Origin of the sequence: Exiguobacterium sp. R-39 (genome assembly GCF_049942815.1) — a bacterium.
GTDB lineage: Bacteria > Bacillota > Bacilli > Exiguobacteriales > Exiguobacteriaceae > Exiguobacterium_A.
Window position 1 is genome coordinate 958,435 of record NZ_CP187965.1, and the last position, 15,187, is coordinate 973,621.

The 15,187-nt window shown below is 48.9% G+C and carries 12 protein-coding genes, 1 pseudogene and 1 riboswitch; of the genes and pseudogenes, 6 read left to right on the top strand and 7 right to left on the bottom strand.

Annotated features, from left to right (window positions below; all coding sequences use genetic code 11):
- Genes trpD through trpA form a run of 5 tightly spaced genes read left to right on the top strand, consistent with a single transcriptional unit; the run spans window position 1 to window position 4,333 of the window.
- Entirely contained in the window at window positions 1-1,020 is a 1,020-nt protein-coding gene (gene trpD, locus ACP26N_RS04930) for an anthranilate phosphoribosyltransferase (protein ID WP_131503115.1), read from the top strand.
- Window positions 1,017-1,793 (top strand): indole-3-glycerol phosphate synthase TrpC, encoded by a 777-nt coding sequence (trpC, locus tag ACP26N_RS04935; protein ID WP_131503114.1) that lies wholly within the window; start codon window positions 1,017-1,019, stop codon window positions 1,791-1,793. The genes trpD and trpC overlap by 4 nt, the downstream gene beginning before the upstream one ends.
- Window positions 1,780-2,358 carry a phosphoribosylanthranilate isomerase gene (locus tag ACP26N_RS04940; RefSeq protein WP_426354918.1) on the top strand — a complete coding sequence of 193 codons (579 nt, stop codon included), beginning with the start codon at window positions 1,780-1,782 and terminating at the stop codon, window positions 2,356-2,358. Before trpC ends, ACP26N_RS04940 begins: the two co-directional genes overlap by 14 nt.
- Entirely contained in the window at window positions 2,355-3,554 is a 1,200-nt protein-coding gene (gene trpB, locus ACP26N_RS04945; RefSeq protein WP_426354920.1) for a tryptophan synthase subunit beta, read from the top strand. The genes ACP26N_RS04940 and trpB overlap by 4 nt, the downstream gene beginning before the upstream one ends.
- On the top strand, window positions 3,554-4,333 hold the full coding sequence (gene trpA, locus ACP26N_RS04950) for a tryptophan synthase subunit alpha (RefSeq protein WP_426354922.1): 780 nt from the start codon (window positions 3,554-3,556) through the stop codon (window positions 4,331-4,333). Before trpB ends, trpA begins: the two co-directional genes overlap by 1 nt.
- Window positions 4,334-4,403: 70 nt before the next feature.
- Here the strand turns inward: trpA and ACP26N_RS04955 are convergent, their stop codons facing one another.
- The 6 genes and pseudogenes from ACP26N_RS04955 to ACP26N_RS04980 all read right to left on the bottom strand — a co-directional run bounded on the left by ACP26N_RS04955 (window position 4,404) and on the right by ACP26N_RS04980 (window position 13,279).
- Window positions 4,404-6,392, bottom strand: a complete 1,989-nt coding sequence (locus ACP26N_RS04955; RefSeq protein ID WP_426354924.1) for a penicillin-binding transpeptidase domain-containing protein — start codon at window positions 6,390-6,392, stop codon at window positions 4,404-4,406.
- A gap of 125 nt (window positions 6,393-6,517) precedes the next feature.
- The gene (locus ACP26N_RS04960; RefSeq protein ID WP_131503109.1) at window positions 6,518-7,234 is read right to left on the bottom strand and encodes a peptidoglycan DD-metalloendopeptidase family protein; all 717 of its coding nucleotides are present in this window, start codon (window positions 7,232-7,234) and stop codon (window positions 6,518-6,520) included.
- Window positions 7,235-7,560: 326 nt separating this feature from the next.
- Window positions 7,561-8,451, bottom strand: a complete 891-nt coding sequence (locus tag ACP26N_RS04965) for a diacylglycerol/lipid kinase family protein (protein ID WP_426354926.1) — start codon at window positions 8,449-8,451, stop codon at window positions 7,561-7,563.
- Window positions 8,452-8,571: 120 nt separating this feature from the next.
- Window positions 8,572-10,043 (bottom strand): annotated as a pseudogene (locus tag ACP26N_RS04970) (alanine/glycine:cation symporter family protein).
- A 216-nt stretch (window positions 10,044-10,259) separates the two neighbouring features.
- Window positions 10,260-12,119, bottom strand: coding sequence for a ribosomal protection-like ABC-F family protein (gene abc-f, locus ACP26N_RS04975; protein ID WP_426354928.1), 1,860 nt, complete (start codon window positions 12,117-12,119; stop codon window positions 10,260-10,262).
- Window positions 12,120-12,397: 278 nt separating this feature from the next.
- The gene (locus tag ACP26N_RS04980) at window positions 12,398-13,279 is read right to left on the bottom strand and encodes a DUF1002 domain-containing protein (protein ID WP_426354930.1); all 882 of its coding nucleotides are present in this window, start codon (window positions 13,277-13,279) and stop codon (window positions 12,398-12,400) included.
- A gap of 190 nt (window positions 13,280-13,469) precedes the next feature.
- Window positions 13,470-13,575: riboswitch (TPP riboswitch) on the top strand.
- A 73-nt stretch (window positions 13,576-13,648) separates the two neighbouring features.
- On the opposite strand from ACP26N_RS04980, the gene tenA reads away from it, so the two are divergent.
- Entirely contained in the window at window positions 13,649-14,344 is a 696-nt protein-coding gene (gene tenA, locus ACP26N_RS04985) for a thiaminase II (protein ID WP_426354931.1), read from the top strand.
- 67 nt (window positions 14,345-14,411) lie between these two features.
- Here the strand turns inward: tenA and ACP26N_RS04990 are convergent, their stop codons facing one another.
- Entirely contained in the window at window positions 14,412-15,185 is a 774-nt protein-coding gene (locus tag ACP26N_RS04990; RefSeq protein ID WP_426354932.1) for a sporulation protein, read from the bottom strand.
- Between the last annotated feature and the right edge of the window lie 2 nt (window positions 15,186-15,187).

Consider the following 15,187-nt stretch of genomic DNA (forward strand, 5'->3'; position numbering starts at 1 on the left):
ATGAAGGACGTATTGACGAAATTGACGAATGCCAATCATCTCCGCTTTGATGAAATGCAACAGGCGGCCCGCGCCTTATTTGCGGCAGATGTCACAGACAGTGAAATTGCAGCTTTTCTCGTTGCACTGAAAGCCAAAGGTGAAACGGCGGAAGAACTGGCCGGTCTTGCTTCCATCATGCGGGAAGTCGCACTCGACATTCCGGTGACGGGAACGGATTTTATCGATAACTGCGGAACAGGCGGCGACGGTTCCCAATCCTTTAACATCAGTACGACAGCGGCATTTGTTTTGGCCGGTGCCGGAGCCAAAGTAGCAAAACACGGAAACCGGAGTGTCTCAAGCAAAACGGGCAGTGCCGATGTACTCGAAGCACTCGGTGTCCCGCTCGATGTGACGGCAGAAGACATTGCGAAGTTGCTTGAAGCAAACGGGATTGCGTTTCTGTTCGCCCAACGGATGCACCCGCGTGTCAAACAGATCATGAAAGTCCGCCGCGATTTACGGATTCCGACAATCTTTAATCTGATTGGACCGCTAACGAATCCGGTACCATTAAAAACACAGTTACTCGGAATTTACCGGGAAGATTTGCTTGAGACGATGGCCTTGACCTTACATCGGCTTGGACGAAAACGTGCCATCGTCTTACACGGAGCGTGTGGGATGGATGAAGCATCACTCGCAGGAACAAATCAATTGGTGCTGCTCGATCAAGGCGAGTTGATCCGGTTCAGTCTTCACCCGGAAGAAGTTGGACTGGCGGTCGCGCCACTCGAAGCCATCCGTGGCGGTACGGCTGCAGAAAATGCGGAAATCCTCTTGCGGGTCCTCCGCGGGGAAGCGGGTCCATACCGGGATACCGTCTTACTCAATGCCGGAATCGCTTTGTTTGCGGAAGGGCGGGTCGAGACGATTCGCGAAGGAATCGAACGGTCGGCGGAAAGCATCGATTCCGGTCGGGCACTTGAAAAATTACATTATTTACAACGGATGAAACAACAGGAGGCAATCGGATGAATATATTAGACCGCATCATCGAGACGAAACGACAGGAAGTCGCCCGTCTGAAAATCGACGGGGTCAGAGCGGCGGAACCCCGGAAGCTCAACCAGTCGATTCATCAATCACTTGGAGGGACGGATTTATCCGTCATCGCCGAAATCAAACGGGCTTCACCGTCAAAGGGTGACATTTCATTGCATGTCGATCCTGTTGAACAGGCGAAACGGTATGCGGCAAGTGGGGCAACGGTCATCTCGGTCTTGACCGATCAAACGTACTTTAAAGGAAGCATGGAAGATTTAGCGGCCGTCACGAAAGCAGTCAACGTTCCGGTGCTGTGTAAGGACTTTATGATCGACCGGATCCAGATTGATCTCGCGAAAGCGCATGGTGCCAGTTTGATTCTGTTGATCGTTGCGGCGCTTGACGACGAAACCTTACACGATCTATACGCCTATGCTTATGCGAGTGGCCTCGAAGTATTGGTCGAAGTGCACGATGCGGCGGAGCTGGAACGGGCGGAACGGTTGCAGGCGAAAATCATCGGCATCAACAACCGGAACCTGAAGAAATTCGAAGTCAGTCTCGACACGTCAATCGAGTTACTCAAAACGAAATCAACGGATGTCCGCTATATCAGTGAGAGCGGTATCAAGACCGTTGCTGAAGCGCAGATGCTTCACGCGGCAGGTGCAGACGGAATTTTAATCGGGGAAACGTTAATGCGGGCGGAAGATCCGGCAACCTTCATTCAAGCCGTCAACGGAGTGAAACATGACACGTATTAAGTTCTGTGGGCTGAAGCGGCAAGAAGACGTCCATTTCGCCATCGAACGGGCCGACTACATCGGATTCGTCTTTGCTCCGAGCAAGCGGCAGGTCACATTGACGGAAGCAGCACGGCTTCGGGCAGAAATTCCGGAGACGGTCCAGGTCGTCGGTGTCTTCGTCTCTCCGACGAAACAGGAAGTCGAGGAAGCGATTGAGCAGGTCGGATTGGATTTGATTCAGCTTCACGGGCAGGTCACGGATGAGCTGTACCGGGAGAAGCGGGTGCCGGTCATTCAGGCGCTCGCAGCCGGAACACAGATTACGGTTCATCGGGACGCCGATTATGTGTTATTTGATGCACCGGAAGCGGGAAGCGGTCAAACCTTTGATTGGACAACCGATCTACGGGTCGATCAACCGATGTTCGTCGCCGGTGGTCTGCAGGCAGATAACGTCGGACAAGTGATTGAACGGTATCAGCCGTTTGCTGTTGATGTCTCAAGCGGTATTGAAACGAATGGTCAAAAAGATACGAAAAAAATGCAGGCATTTCATGATGCCGTAAAGGAGACTTTTAAATGACACGTTATTCACAACCTGATGCACTGGGACAATACGGAATCTACGGAGGACGTTACATTCCGGAAACGTTGATGCAAGCCGTTCTTGAGCTCGAACAAGCCTATGCCGAAGTGAAAGAAGATCCGGCGTTTCATGAAAGGATGAATGATTTACTCGAAAATTATGTCGGACGAAAAACACCGCTTTATTACGCGGAACATTTGACGCGGGCGATCGGCGGCGCAAAAATCTACTTGAAACGCGAAGATTTGAACCATACCGGTGCCCATAAAATCAACAATACGATTGGGCAAGCACTACTCGCCGAACGGATGGGGAAACGGAAAATTGTTGCCGAGACCGGTGCCGGACAACACGGTGTCGCGACGGCGACCGTCTGTGCGCTACTTGATCTCGAATGCGTCATCTTTATGGGAGAAGAAGACATCCGGCGCCAGGAATTAAACGTCTTCCGGATGGAGTTGCTCGGCGCGAAAGTCGTTTCGGTAACGCAAGGAAGCCGGACGTTAAAAGATGCTGTCAATGAAGCGTTACGTTACTGGGTCAAACACGTCGACGATACGCATTACTTGATGGGATCGGTCCTCGGCCCCCACCCGTTCCCGGAAATCGTCCGTGATTTCCAAGCGATCATCGGTAAGGAAACACGGGCGCAGATCCTTGAAAAAGAAGGCAAGTTACCGGAAGCCATCGTTGCCTGTGTCGGAGGCGGAAGCAACGCAATTGGCATGTTCCATCCGTTCATCGACGATGAAGAAATCGCATTGTACGGCATCGAAGCAGCCGGAAACGGACTCGAGACGGAGAAACATGCCGCCACGATGTCTAAAGGTGAGGTCGGTGTCCTGCACGGTTCAATGATGTATCTCTTACAGGATGAGCATGGTCAAGTCACGGAAGCACACTCGATTTCAGCCGGACTGGACTATCCGGGAGTCGGACCGGAACACAGCCTGCTAAAAGACATCGGCCGTGTTCAGTACGAAGCAGTAACGGATCAACAGGCACTCGATGCCTTGCAACTGCTCTGTCAAAAAGAAGGCATCATTCCGGCACTGGAGTCGGCTCATGCCGTCGCACAGGCGACGGAACTCGCAAAAGGGATGCAACCGGAAGAAGTTGTCGTCATCTGTCTTTCAGGACGCGGCGATAAAGATGTCATGACCGTCAGAAATGCCTTGAAGGGGGAAGCATGATGCGATTAGAACAAGCGATCCGAACAGTTAACGCACGTGGTGAAAAAGCGTTTATCCCGTATGTCATGGGAGGAGACGGAGGCATCGATCGTCTGCCGGATATTTTAGCGTTTCTTGAACAATCCGGTGCGACGGCGATTGAAGTCGGGGTGCCGTTTTCCGATCCGGTTGCCGATGGTCCGGTCATTCAGGAAGCAGGACTACGGGCACTGGCAGAGAAAATCAGTTTGAAGGATGTCCTTGAGGCGATCCGGATTGCGCGTCAGTCAACTAGCGTGCCAATCGTCGTCATGACGTACTTGAATCCAATCTTCCGCTTCGGTATTGATTCCTTTTTATCGACGTGCCGTGAAGTCGGTGTCGACGGGTTGATCATTCCCGATCTGCCACTCGAACAAAGCGATCAGTTTTTTGCCGGACGCAATAAAACAGACATCGCACTCGTTCAACTGGTCTCGCTGACAAGTCCAATCGAACGAATTGAAAAACTTGCGACGCGCAGCGAAGGGTTCCTTTACGCCGTGACCGTTAACGGGACGACAGGGGGACAAACCAACTTCGGGGATTCACTTGAACAGCATTTGGCGAAAGTGGCGCAACTGAGTCCGGTTCCGGTCATGGCTGGCTTCGGGATCAGTACACCGGAACACGTCCGTCAGCTCAGTACAAGTGTCGCTGGTGTCATCGTTGGCAGTAAAATCGTCGAATTGTTGCAGCAAGGGGATGAAACGGCAATTGAACAATTGATGGCAGCCCGCCTGCCGGACGTGACGGTGTAAAAATAGGAGCATGACAAAACGAGGGTACCGGATTTCATTCCGGCACCCTCGTTTGCTGTAGTATCACTTTTCATTTGTTGGCATGACTTTTTAAAACGTCTGCGACAAGACCCGATACATACGGGCTGCCCCGGTCTTCCTTCTCGACCGATTCAATCATGATCGCAACGAGCAAATCTTTCTTGTCATTATCATAGCCGACGAAAAAGCCGTTTTCCTGACCGTTTTCTTCACCGGACTTCTTTAGTTCAGCTGTGCCGGTTTTGCCGGCAACTTTAATTTCAGGAATATCAGCCGGTAAGGAGTAGCCCGCATGAACGACATCATACAGATCGTCGCGGATCATTGCAGCATCTTTTGCGTCGAGCACGTCTTTTTTCCAAACCTGCTTCGTTTTTTCTTCGGCCAGCAACGTCGGTCGATAAATTGTCCCGTCTGTCAGGAAGATTTCGTACATCGAAGCAAGGTGCAGGATGTTCGTCAGCATCTGTCCTTGTCCGTAAGATGTATCCATCAGCTGACCGTCGGAAGCAATCGAACCGTCGTTTGAAATTTGTGATGCCCGCATCGGATAAGTGAAGGGAATTTTTTCTCCGTACCCGAGTGCTTCAAGACCGGAAGTAAACGTTTTGGTTCCGATTTGTTCGAGTGTTGATTTGGCGAAGTAGATATTATCCGAGTAGACCAAGGCATTATGGAGATTGACCGGATCCGGTGTCTCGTGAATCCGTGTGACGTTGAACCCGTCGACTTTTGTCTTTAACCCGTCAATCGTATACGCTTTTTCCGGATCGAGCGTTTGACTTTTTAAGCCGACCGCTGCCGTCAACGGTTTTTGGGTCGAGCCGGGAGCAAAGGCACTCGTAAACCGGTTTAACAGCGGTTGATCGGGATCGTTCGTCAACGTATCGAGACGGGCCTGTGAAATACCCGTTGTAAATTCCGACGGATCGAATCCGGGAGAACTTAGCAGGACACGGGTCTCACCGGTCCGGGGATCAATCGCGGTCGCAGTCCCCGGATCATCGTTCATCGTCGCATAGGTCGTTTGTTGTAACTTCCCGTCGATCGTCAGCTCGATATCCTGTCCATCCTTTGCTTCCGTCTCGGCGACGGTAACCGTTGTTTTATCCGGCTTAACGATGTTGATTTGGGCACCGGACTTCCCGCGTAATGTTTCGTCGAGTACCTGCTCGAGACCGCGTTTTCCGACTTGTTCGCCTGCTTGGATCGTTTGTTTTGATTGTTTGATGTCATCCGCTGTTGCGGAACCGGTATAGCCGATCAAATGGGAAGTCGCTTTCCCGAACGGATATGTCCGGACTTCCGTTTCCTTGACGCTGATACCGTCGAGTTGCTTGAGGCGGTCGATTTTTGATTTGTCGTTTGCTGTATACGTCTTCAGCGGAACGAATTGTCCGTCCTTGACCCAACTGGCGCCGAGTGCATCTTCGATTGCAGAGACAGGACGATCGAGCAGTTTGGCAAGCGCAGTAAGATCTTTGACTTTACCTGCAACGGCACCGACTTGGTAACCGGTGCCTGTCGTGGCGAGAGGCTGATTTTTGACATCAAGTAAATCACCACGTTTGGCATCGAGCGTAGTCAACTGGACTTGATCCTCTTTCTTGAAATCCTTTAAAACAAACGAAGAATCCCAGTCAATGTACCAGTTTTCCGTATCTTGTTGTTTCTCGAACGTTAACGGGATGTCCTTTTTATAGGAAACCGGTCCGGCCAGTGTCTCAAAAGAAATTTTCACCGGTAAACTTGTCTGTTCCTTCTCTTCGTTTTCTGTGGTTTTCATGCGTTCGACAGAGATCTTTTCAATGGCAAGAGAATTAGCTAATTTTTTTGTCCGATCGACAAACTCTTTTTTACCGTATGTTTTTTGAGTTTCCTTGCTGGCATAATCAGCATACATTTTATCGTAATCTTGTTTTTCCCATAATTTGATATAGGCATCTAATCGTTCTTCAGCTGTCGGTTGATCTTGGCAACCGGCAAGGATGGTCAGTACGAAGCTTGTCGAAAGCAGAAGCGGGAGCGTCTTCTTCAAGGGAAATCCTCCTTTACGGAAAGTTTGTCCTATAACCGTATCATTCTTTGCAAAGGATTTCATCTCGAACGAACGACAAAAAAACTCACGCGAAGACAAACATTCGCGTGAGAGGAGATCAGGTCTTAATTAAAATAGTTCAGCGGGTTGACGCTGTTTGCTGCAGAAGAAGCGCTGTAAACATAGTTTCCACGGTGCATTTCGAAATGAAGGTGTGAGCCGAATGAGTTGCCGGTGTTGCCGATATTACCGATGCGTGAACCCTTGGCAACAGTTTGTCCAACAGAAACAGCTCGACTACTTAAGTGTGCATATACCGTCGTATAGGAAATTCCATTGACGGTATGCTTCATCATGATGTGGTTACCGTAAGCGCCGTAATACCGGGAAGTGATGACTGTACCGGCAGCAGAAGCATAAACTGGTGTACCCGTTGGGGCAGCGATATCAATCCCGTTATGGAACGTGTAACCGTAAGTACCGCTAGCGGCACCATACCCTTGGGCAATCCGTCCGCTGGCTGGTCGTGAAAATCCGCTAGACGCTTTTGTAGATGTCGTAACACTGTATTTTTTAGCATATGTAGAAGAGATGTAACGGGATGTGCCGCCGTAAGAAATTTTTGTCCAAGATCCGGACACGCCTAAATAATTGAAAGTTTGACCAGAATTGACACTACCGACGACTTTGTAAGCAGTCGAAGGACCCGTTCGAACCCGCAACCCGTCTGCGGTTACTTTTACTTTGTACGTTGTTGCTGCTTCAACTTTTTCTATACCCGTTGTAGCGAAACCAGAAACCATCAGTGCTGTCATTGTCATAGTTGTAATCATGCGTTTCATGTAGAAGTTCCTCCTAAAGTGTGAAAGACGACGGACGATTATGTAAGGGAATAAGACCCTTTCAAAGTTGTAAGATGCAAAGCATATGTATTTAATATGTATAAATATTTTCTTGATAGAATGATTATAGCATCGCAAATAACACAAAAATATTTCAGTTTCATTGCAAGATTATAGTTGTATAACATATATTGTAATGGAATATTTTTCATTTATTATCTGAATTTGTTTTTACTAAAATAGAATGTATAGCTCTTTTTATGAAAAAATTTAAAAACCCGTGACGATGCGAGAGACACATCATCACGGGGTATAGGTAAAAAGAATTAGTTGGAAACGGGTGCGAAAACAGTTAAATGCTTGCTTAAGACCTGAACCGTAACGGGAAGATGGCCCGCTGTGTCGCCGTCGGCATTAATTGGGAGACGTTCCTTTGAATCGATATGAACTTCTTTTGTCGTAAAATATTCTACTTGATCAGCGTCAGAAATTTTTCCGGTCAAAAGTTTCGGTAAGGCCTGTAAGGCATCAAAGAAACCGAGCTGTTTGACGATGAAGACATGTAACAGGCCATCGTCGACACGGGCTTCTTTCGCAAACGATTCGAAACCGCCGACGGAATTGGTCAAGGAAATGATCAGGAGAGGCGTTTCACCATCAAACGATTTTTCTTTCGCCGTCAGTTGGATCGGGTAGGGACTGTGGTCTTTAAAGGCTTTTAGTCCTTCAATAAAGTAGGCGACGGAACCAAGTGATGTTTTTTGTTCGACACTTACTTCTTCGACCGCTTCTGCAATCAAACCGACAGCGATGACGTTCATGAAATAATGATCATCATACTTACCGATGTCGAGGGGGCGGGAAGGGGCATCCTCTAAAACGCTGATAGCTTCCTGCGGATCTGTCGGAATGTTTAATGCACGCGCTAAGTCATTGACCGTTCCGAGCGGCACGATGCCAAGCGTCGGTCGATGTTCTTGTTCCGCGATGCCGGTGATGACTTCATTAACCGTTCCATCCCCACCCATAGCGACGACGGCATCATAATGCCCGACTGCAGCTTGTTTGGCAAATTCGGTTGCATCGCGTTCTTTTTCCGTAAAACGGACATTGACTTCCGTAAACCGTTGCGCCAATGTTCCTTCCGCAAATTCAGCGTGTTTCTTTCCAAGTTCTTTACCGGATGACGGATTGATGATGAGCATGACTTTTGACACAAATGATTCCTCCTTTGATTCTACCTGTTCCTATTTTCCCAAGATTCCATAAACATAATCCTGGACAGAAAAAAACCTTGGACATCACGAAGATTCGTCATGTCCAAGGCAACGATGAAATTAGCGGCGGGCGATTGGAGGAGGGGATGCTTCTCCTGCTGGACGAACGGTTTCTTCTTCGTCCCAACACTCTGTATTTTCGATACCGAGTGCTTTCGCCGAGAAGACCGGATCGAGCCCTTTTTCCGTTGTTCCTGGTAATCGTTGATGACTTTTAGGGCGATACCGCCTAAGAGTGAGATGGCCGTCAAGTTGATCAACGTCATACCTGCCATGAAGAGGTCAGCGAAGCTCCAAACCATTCCCAGACTGAGGACGGAACCGATGAAAACAAAGGCCATTGTCGCAATCCGGAATCCGAAGACAGCAGCCGGACTGTTTTTAATGAATTCGATGTTTGTTTCACCGTAGTAGTAACTGCCGACGATTGAACTGAAAGCGAACAAGAAGACACAGATTGCGATGAAGGCAGGAGCGACGGCACCCAGTTGTTCACCTAATGCGTTCTGTAACATCGCGATTCCTTCGCCGTTACCCGAAGCATAGCTGTCACTCAACAAGACGATAGCAGCTGTTGCTGTACAAACGATCAACGTATCAAGGAAAACACCAAGTGTTTGCAGGAATCCTTGTTTCGCAGGATGGGAGACTTCCGCAGCTGCTGCTGCGTTCGGTGCAGAACCCATACCGGCTTCGTTTGAGAACAGACCCCGTTTGACACCAAGCGAAATCGCAGCTCCGACCGATCCGCCGAAAGCTTGCTCGATGCCGAAAGCGCTCTTGAAGATCATGGCGAAGACGCCGGGAAGTTCCGTCAGGTTCGTGACGACGACGAACAGAGCAGCAATCAGGTAAAGACCGGCCATGACAGGGACGACGATGGCTGAGAACTTCGCCACCCGGTGAACACCACCGAAGATGACCAGTCCTGTCAAGACAACGAGTACTCCGCCGACGACAGCTTTATTGACACCGAAGGCATTATCAAATGCGGCCGCAATCGTGTTCGATTGAACGGAATTGAAGATTAAGCCGAACGTGACGGCGATTAAGATGGCGAAGACAACACCGAGCGCACGTTTTTTTAAACCCTTTTCGATGTAGTAGGCGGGACCGCCGCGGTAGGCATTCGTTTTACTGTCGCGGACTTTATAGACTTGAGCAAGCGTACTTTCAATTAAAGCAGTTGCGCCTCCGAGTAATGCAACCATCCACATCCAGAAGACGGCACCGGGTCCGCCGAGCGTAATGGCAATCGTAACACCGGCGAGGTTACCAGTTCCGATTCGTGTAGCGGCACCGATGAAGAAGGACTGTAAAGAGGTAATGCTTTGTCCTTCATCGTCCGTTGTTTTCTCGTTTTTATCGAGTGTGACACGGAACATTTCTTTTAAGTACCGGAACTGAATGAATTTTGTCCGAATCGTAAAGTAGATGCCGACTCCGATCAGTGCCGCGATTAAAACATAAGACCATAATAAGTTGTTGGCAAAATCGACTCCTGATTGTACTGCTTGCTGAAAGGCATCCATCTGAAGAATTCCTCCTAATGTGTTGTAGTAAAAAGGCTATACGCTAAATTATACGAATTTTCAGATAATATGAAAGGTGAATTTTAAAACTTTTTTTCATAAATTAACATGGTTAACTATTTAGAAAGTAGAGAATTTGAACTTTTTTTGAAAAATAAAAGAGACCTGTCGACTAAATCGACAGGTCATACAATCACATAATTTAGGAGGAATGACTCATTCCGAAGCTAAAAATTGTTCGTATTGCGCATCGAGCTGTTGGACAAGTTCTTCACGGATAGAAAAAAGTTTCACCGTCTCTTCATAATCCGTCGTTTCAGCAAGTTGCCGATCAAGCATCTTCAGTTCCTGTTCCAATCGTTCGATCGTCTCTTCTACTTGACGTGTTGTCTGTACTGGAATAGAAGGAGATGGTCGTTTTTTAGCAGAGACGACGTTCTTCGGTATTTTGGCGTCAGGCGGCTGTGTTTGCCGTTTGGTTGACGCATAGGCATACGGACCGGGAAACAGCTCCATCGTCTGATCAAGCCAAAGGGTCTTCGTAAACAGCCGGTTCAAGAAATAGCGGTCGTGCGAAACGGCGATCAACGTTCCGTCAAACGATTCGAGTGCCTCTTCAAGCGCATCACGTGATTCGATGTCGAGATGATTGGTCGGCTCATCCAAAATCAGTACGTTCAAATCGGAGTGGACCAGAACCGCGAGCATCAGCCGCATGCGTTCGCCACCACTTAACGCCTCGACCGGTAAGAAGACCCGGGGGCCAAAAAACAAGAACTGGGCGAGACGCTGCCGCGCCGTTCCTTCATCGAGATCAACGGTCGTGCGAAAAACGTCAATCAAACGTTCACCGGGCGGGAAGTCAACTCGTTGCGACAGGTAGCCGATTTTCACTGACGGTCCACGCGTAATCAGACCGCTTGTCGGTTCGAGATGGCCTAACAGGAGATGCAATAGTGTGGATTTTCCGCTTCCGTTTGCGCCGACGATGGCGATTCGATCTTTTGTCGAAATCTCAAAGTTTAATGAATGAAACAACGGTTGTTTAGAGAAGGCAATACTGACATCCTCGACGCGGTAAACCATCCGGCTCGTTTTTCCATGTGCTGCAAACGCAAGATCGGGGGTCTCGGCGTCAAGCCTTGGGCGTTTGATCCGTTCGATCCGTGCGAGTGCCCGTTCCATCGATTTTGCTTTTCGGAATAGTTTTTCGCTTGGTGGTGACGCTTCGTTTGCCCATTGCCGCAGACGGCGGATCGCTTCCTTCATCTGCTTGATCTTCTTCTGTTGTTCCTGGTAAGCATGGAATTGCTCAAGTAGAAGGCGTTCCTTTTCCTTCACGTAAAACGTGTAATTTCCCTGGTACAGCTGAATCTGCCCCTCCTCCAGTTCAGCGATGCGCGTCACGACCGCATCAAGAAACACACGATCGTGGGAGACGATCAGGACAGCCCCGGCATAATCGGCTAAAAAGGATTCCAGCCACTCGACGGCGTCTAAATCCAGATGGTTCGTCGGTTCGTCGAGGATCAACAACTCCGGCTCGGTCAACAACATCCTTCCGAGGCAGATTTTGGTCTGTTCGCCGCCGCTGAGCTGCTCAAACGGACGGTCCAAAAGGGCATGCAACTGCAAGCCGTTAATCATCCGGTCGATTTTGGAATCCAGCAAATACCCGCCTTGGCGCTCAAAAGCTTCGGTCTCTTGCGTGTAGCGTTCGAGCAACTGATCGATTTGATCCGTTTTTGTCGCCATGTCCCGTTCGATTTGTTGCAGGGAGCGTTGTAAATCGACAAGCGTGGCGAAGGCAGTCCACAGGACATCACGCCCCGTCATTACGTTGTCGAACACGGGAAGTTGTGCCAAATAACCGATGGAGAGCCCGCTTTTTTGATAAATCGTTCCGCTGTCTTCGGAATCAAGACGGGCAATCAAACGTAAGAGCGTCGTTTTACCGCTTCCGTTTCGGCCGATCAAGCCGATGCGGTCTTGGTGCTCGATAAAGAGGGAGACGTCCGTTAAGATATCGTCGCCTCCGAATTGTTTTGTCAGGTGTTGGATGTCGCAGATCATCATATGAAATGTCCTCTCTGGCGCATCAAAAAAAGGAGAGCGCAAACAGCACTCTCCTTGACTCGTGGAAGATGCGCTTTGCTTTATTTTTCAGGTATGAGGTTCGTTAAAAAAGGGCAGACTAGTCCCTTAGAACGCCATTCCATGAAAAATCGCGCGCAACAGATACAGTTGTTCCATCAACCAATGCTTACACGCAGCAAAACCCATGTCTCCACACCACCTTTTCCGATTCAATACATCTATTTTACCATGCCTGACAGAAAAGAAAACGTTAATCTTTATTTAAATAAGCCGGCAATCGAGTTGAAGAATGCACTGAGACCATCAAACAACTTCGCAAAAAATCCTTTTGTCTCTTCTGAGGTCGCGAAGGCCTGGATATCTTGTCCGGCATCTTTTAGACCACTCTCGATTTGACCCCAGTTCAGGTCCGCTTGTTCCATTTGATTAAACAGTCCAGTCAACCGGTCCATCTGAGCATCGGATAAATTGATGTTATTGTTTTGGATGACTTGGACGATGACGTTTTCAATCTCGACCTTCGTTTCCGGCTGTTGTTTCGCGATTTCCGCTTTGATTTCATTCATCAAGTCGGCGACTTTATCCGTCCCGACCGTTTTCCCGACATCGGATGTCACAGAGAGTTCTTGCTGGGCAAGGTCTTTTCGTTCATCCGTCAGTTTGATGCCGGTCTCGGCAGATGTTTGATCATACGCTTTCATGATCCCGGTCAAAGCTGAAGTTCCGGTTACCTTGTACGGGGACGTGATCGTAATGTCCGCATCCGTTACACCCGCTGTGACGAGGGCGTTGAGGTACATGTCTTTTGTGACCCAGGTGATGTTTTCGGTCGCGACAGATAATCCATCACCTTTTTCAGCCAACTCAATTTTAGCGGAAGAGTACATGCCGCCACCCCGTTGTGATTGGGGAATGTTTTTCCCGAGATATTTTTCTTCATCGGCAGATGTTGCAATAATCGGAGTAATGCCTTCCGGTGCATTCAAGCGGGACAAGACCCACGATTTATCCTTTGCCCCAAGTGATTCGCCAAGGGTGACGATTGTTTTGTCGACCACTTGTTCAGCAGATGCGGCCGTCGGTAGCAGTAAGGTAGTAGCGAGTAATGTCGAAGCGGTCCATGTCATGGTTTTATTCATAAAAGTTCCTCCATAAGTTAAGTATCAGGTACTAAATTTAGTCTAATCGACCGGCGACAGAAGAGAATCGGTCTCAAGGACGAGCCGTCATCCACCTTCCGTCATGTTCCATTGTACAAAAAAATGGAGTGAAATGACGAGAATGGGTCAATTCCACATCAAATCATGATAAACTCAAAACAAATCAAATAGCGACCACTAGGGGAGTCAGTAGGCTGACTGAGACGACGGAGACGTTCGGACCCTTTGAACCTGATTAAGTTTGGACTTACGGAGGGAAGTGGCGTGGACGATCCTCTTTTTATGGTCTTTTCACGTCATGCCTGACATCAGGTGTGGCGTTTTTTGATTACAAAAGGGGGAACCAACATGACATTCAGTGAAGAAATCCGGCAAGCGGCAAAACGGTATTGGGACAGCAGCTTTACCCATCCATTCGTGACAGGGATTGCGGATGGAACACTACCAGAAGCAAAATTTCGCCATTACGTCCTACAGGATGCCTATTACTTAAAACATTTCGCGAAAATTCAGGCGCGGGCCGCGTCGAAGGCACAGGACTTCGCGACGATTGCCGAACTCGCGGAACATGCGACGTCGACCTATGCTGCAGAACTCAGTCTGCATCAATCGTTTTTTGAACCGCTTGGGATTTCGGACAAGACACTGGCAGAGTTTGAACCAGCACCGACCGCATATGCGTATATTTCGCATATGCACCATGCAAGTGAAGGGACGCTTGGGGAGACCATCGCTGCGATTTTACCGTGTTACTGGCTTTACTATGAGATTGGACAACAGTTACAGGCAGCGACACCGGCTTCACCGATTTATCAGCAATGGATTGCGACATACAGTTCCGAATGGTTCGAGCGGGTGGTCTTTGAACAGATTGACCGGTTAAATGAGTTGGCAGAGAAGGCGAGTGAACAAGAACGCGTCCGGATGAAACAACATTTCGTCAGAAGCTGTTATTACGAATTGATGTTTTGGCAGATGGGCTGGGCGGAAGAAACGTTTGAACGGCAGTACGAACAGACGATAGAAATGACATCATCCAAGTAAGGAAGGAAATACAAACACCGGATCCGACGATAAGCGGATCCGGTGTTTGTTCTATAGAAAACATCAATCAACTGTGGTGTTCAATCAAATCGGCGAGACGTTGTTTCACGAGTGACGGATTCGTTAAGTCCTGGTTCGATAATGAAAGTTTCGTCATCGTCTCATCGGTTCCTGCCATTTCACTGAACAGCGAACCGAGACTGTGGGCACGGCGGTCGATTTGGACGACGATGTCGATGCCGGACCGGTCTTGCAACAGGATGACTTCGATTTCGTCCAGCTTGTGAGCATAATGAGTACCGCGGGCAGAATACTCAAGTTCCTGCGCGATCGGCAAATCTTTCCGGAAGCGGCCCGGCAATTTCTCTGTATCAGCTTTCTTGAGGCGGAATCCGAGGTTTTCCATCGCTTCAAGGATGACCGATTGGTAGTCATTCGCTTTGACGACGACAGCATCGTGGTCAGAAGGGTCAACCGCCTGCGCGATATCAAGACCCGTCTCGATCCACGACTTCGATTGGCTGACGGAAAGTGGTGTATTAAAAGGGACTTGAAGCGTAAACGGTATTTCCCGTTCGACGTCTGCTTCAATCGTAAACGGGGCTTCATTTAATGCAAACCGGTCCAGTGTGAACGTCGTGAATGCCGTGCTGTCCCCGACTTCTTGTTTGTACTGGGTATTGAAGGCGAGATAAATCCGGGCGATTTCCTGATCGACGTTACCGCCCTTAATATGAACGACTCCTTGAATCGTTCCACCGGGTTCACAGTGATCTTGTTCGAGTCGTGTATCGACCGTTGCGGCACCAATGCCGATTTGTGAAAGAATTTTTTTGAACATGT

What these genes read in the sequence shown, in the direction of transcription:
- trpD (WP_131503115.1), top strand. Translation starts at nt 1, where the DNA reads ATGAAGGACGTATTGACGAAATTGACGAATGCCAATCATCTCCGCTTT.
- trpC (WP_131503114.1), top strand. Translation starts at nt 1,017, where the DNA reads ATGAATATATTAGACCGCATCATCGAGACGAAACGACAGGAAGTCGCC.
- ACP26N_RS04940 (WP_426354918.1), top strand. Translation starts at nt 1,780, where the DNA reads ATGACACGTATTAAGTTCTGTGGGCTGAAGCGGCAAGAAGACGTCCAT.
- trpB (WP_426354920.1), top strand. Translation starts at nt 2,355, where the DNA reads ATGACACGTTATTCACAACCTGATGCACTGGGACAATACGGAATCTAC.
- trpA (WP_426354922.1), top strand. Translation starts at nt 3,554, where the DNA reads ATGCGATTAGAACAAGCGATCCGAACAGTTAACGCACGTGGTGAAAAA.
- ACP26N_RS04960 (WP_131503109.1), bottom strand. Translation starts at nt 7,234, where the DNA reads ATGAAACGCATGATTACAACTATGACAATGACAGCACTGATGGTTTCT.
- abc-f (WP_426354928.1), bottom strand. Translation starts at nt 12,119, where the DNA reads ATGATGATCTGCGACATCCAACACCTGACAAAACAATTCGGAGGCGAC.
- ACP26N_RS04980 (WP_426354930.1), bottom strand. Translation starts at nt 13,279, where the DNA reads ATGAATAAAACCATGACATGGACCGCTTCGACATTACTCGCTACTACC.
- tenA (WP_426354931.1), top strand. Translation starts at nt 13,649, where the DNA reads ATGACATTCAGTGAAGAAATCCGGCAAGCGGCAAAACGGTATTGGGAC.
- ACP26N_RS04990 (WP_426354932.1), bottom strand. Translation starts at nt 15,185, where the DNA reads ATGTTCAAAAAAATTCTTTCACAAATCGGCATTGGTGCCGCAACGGTC.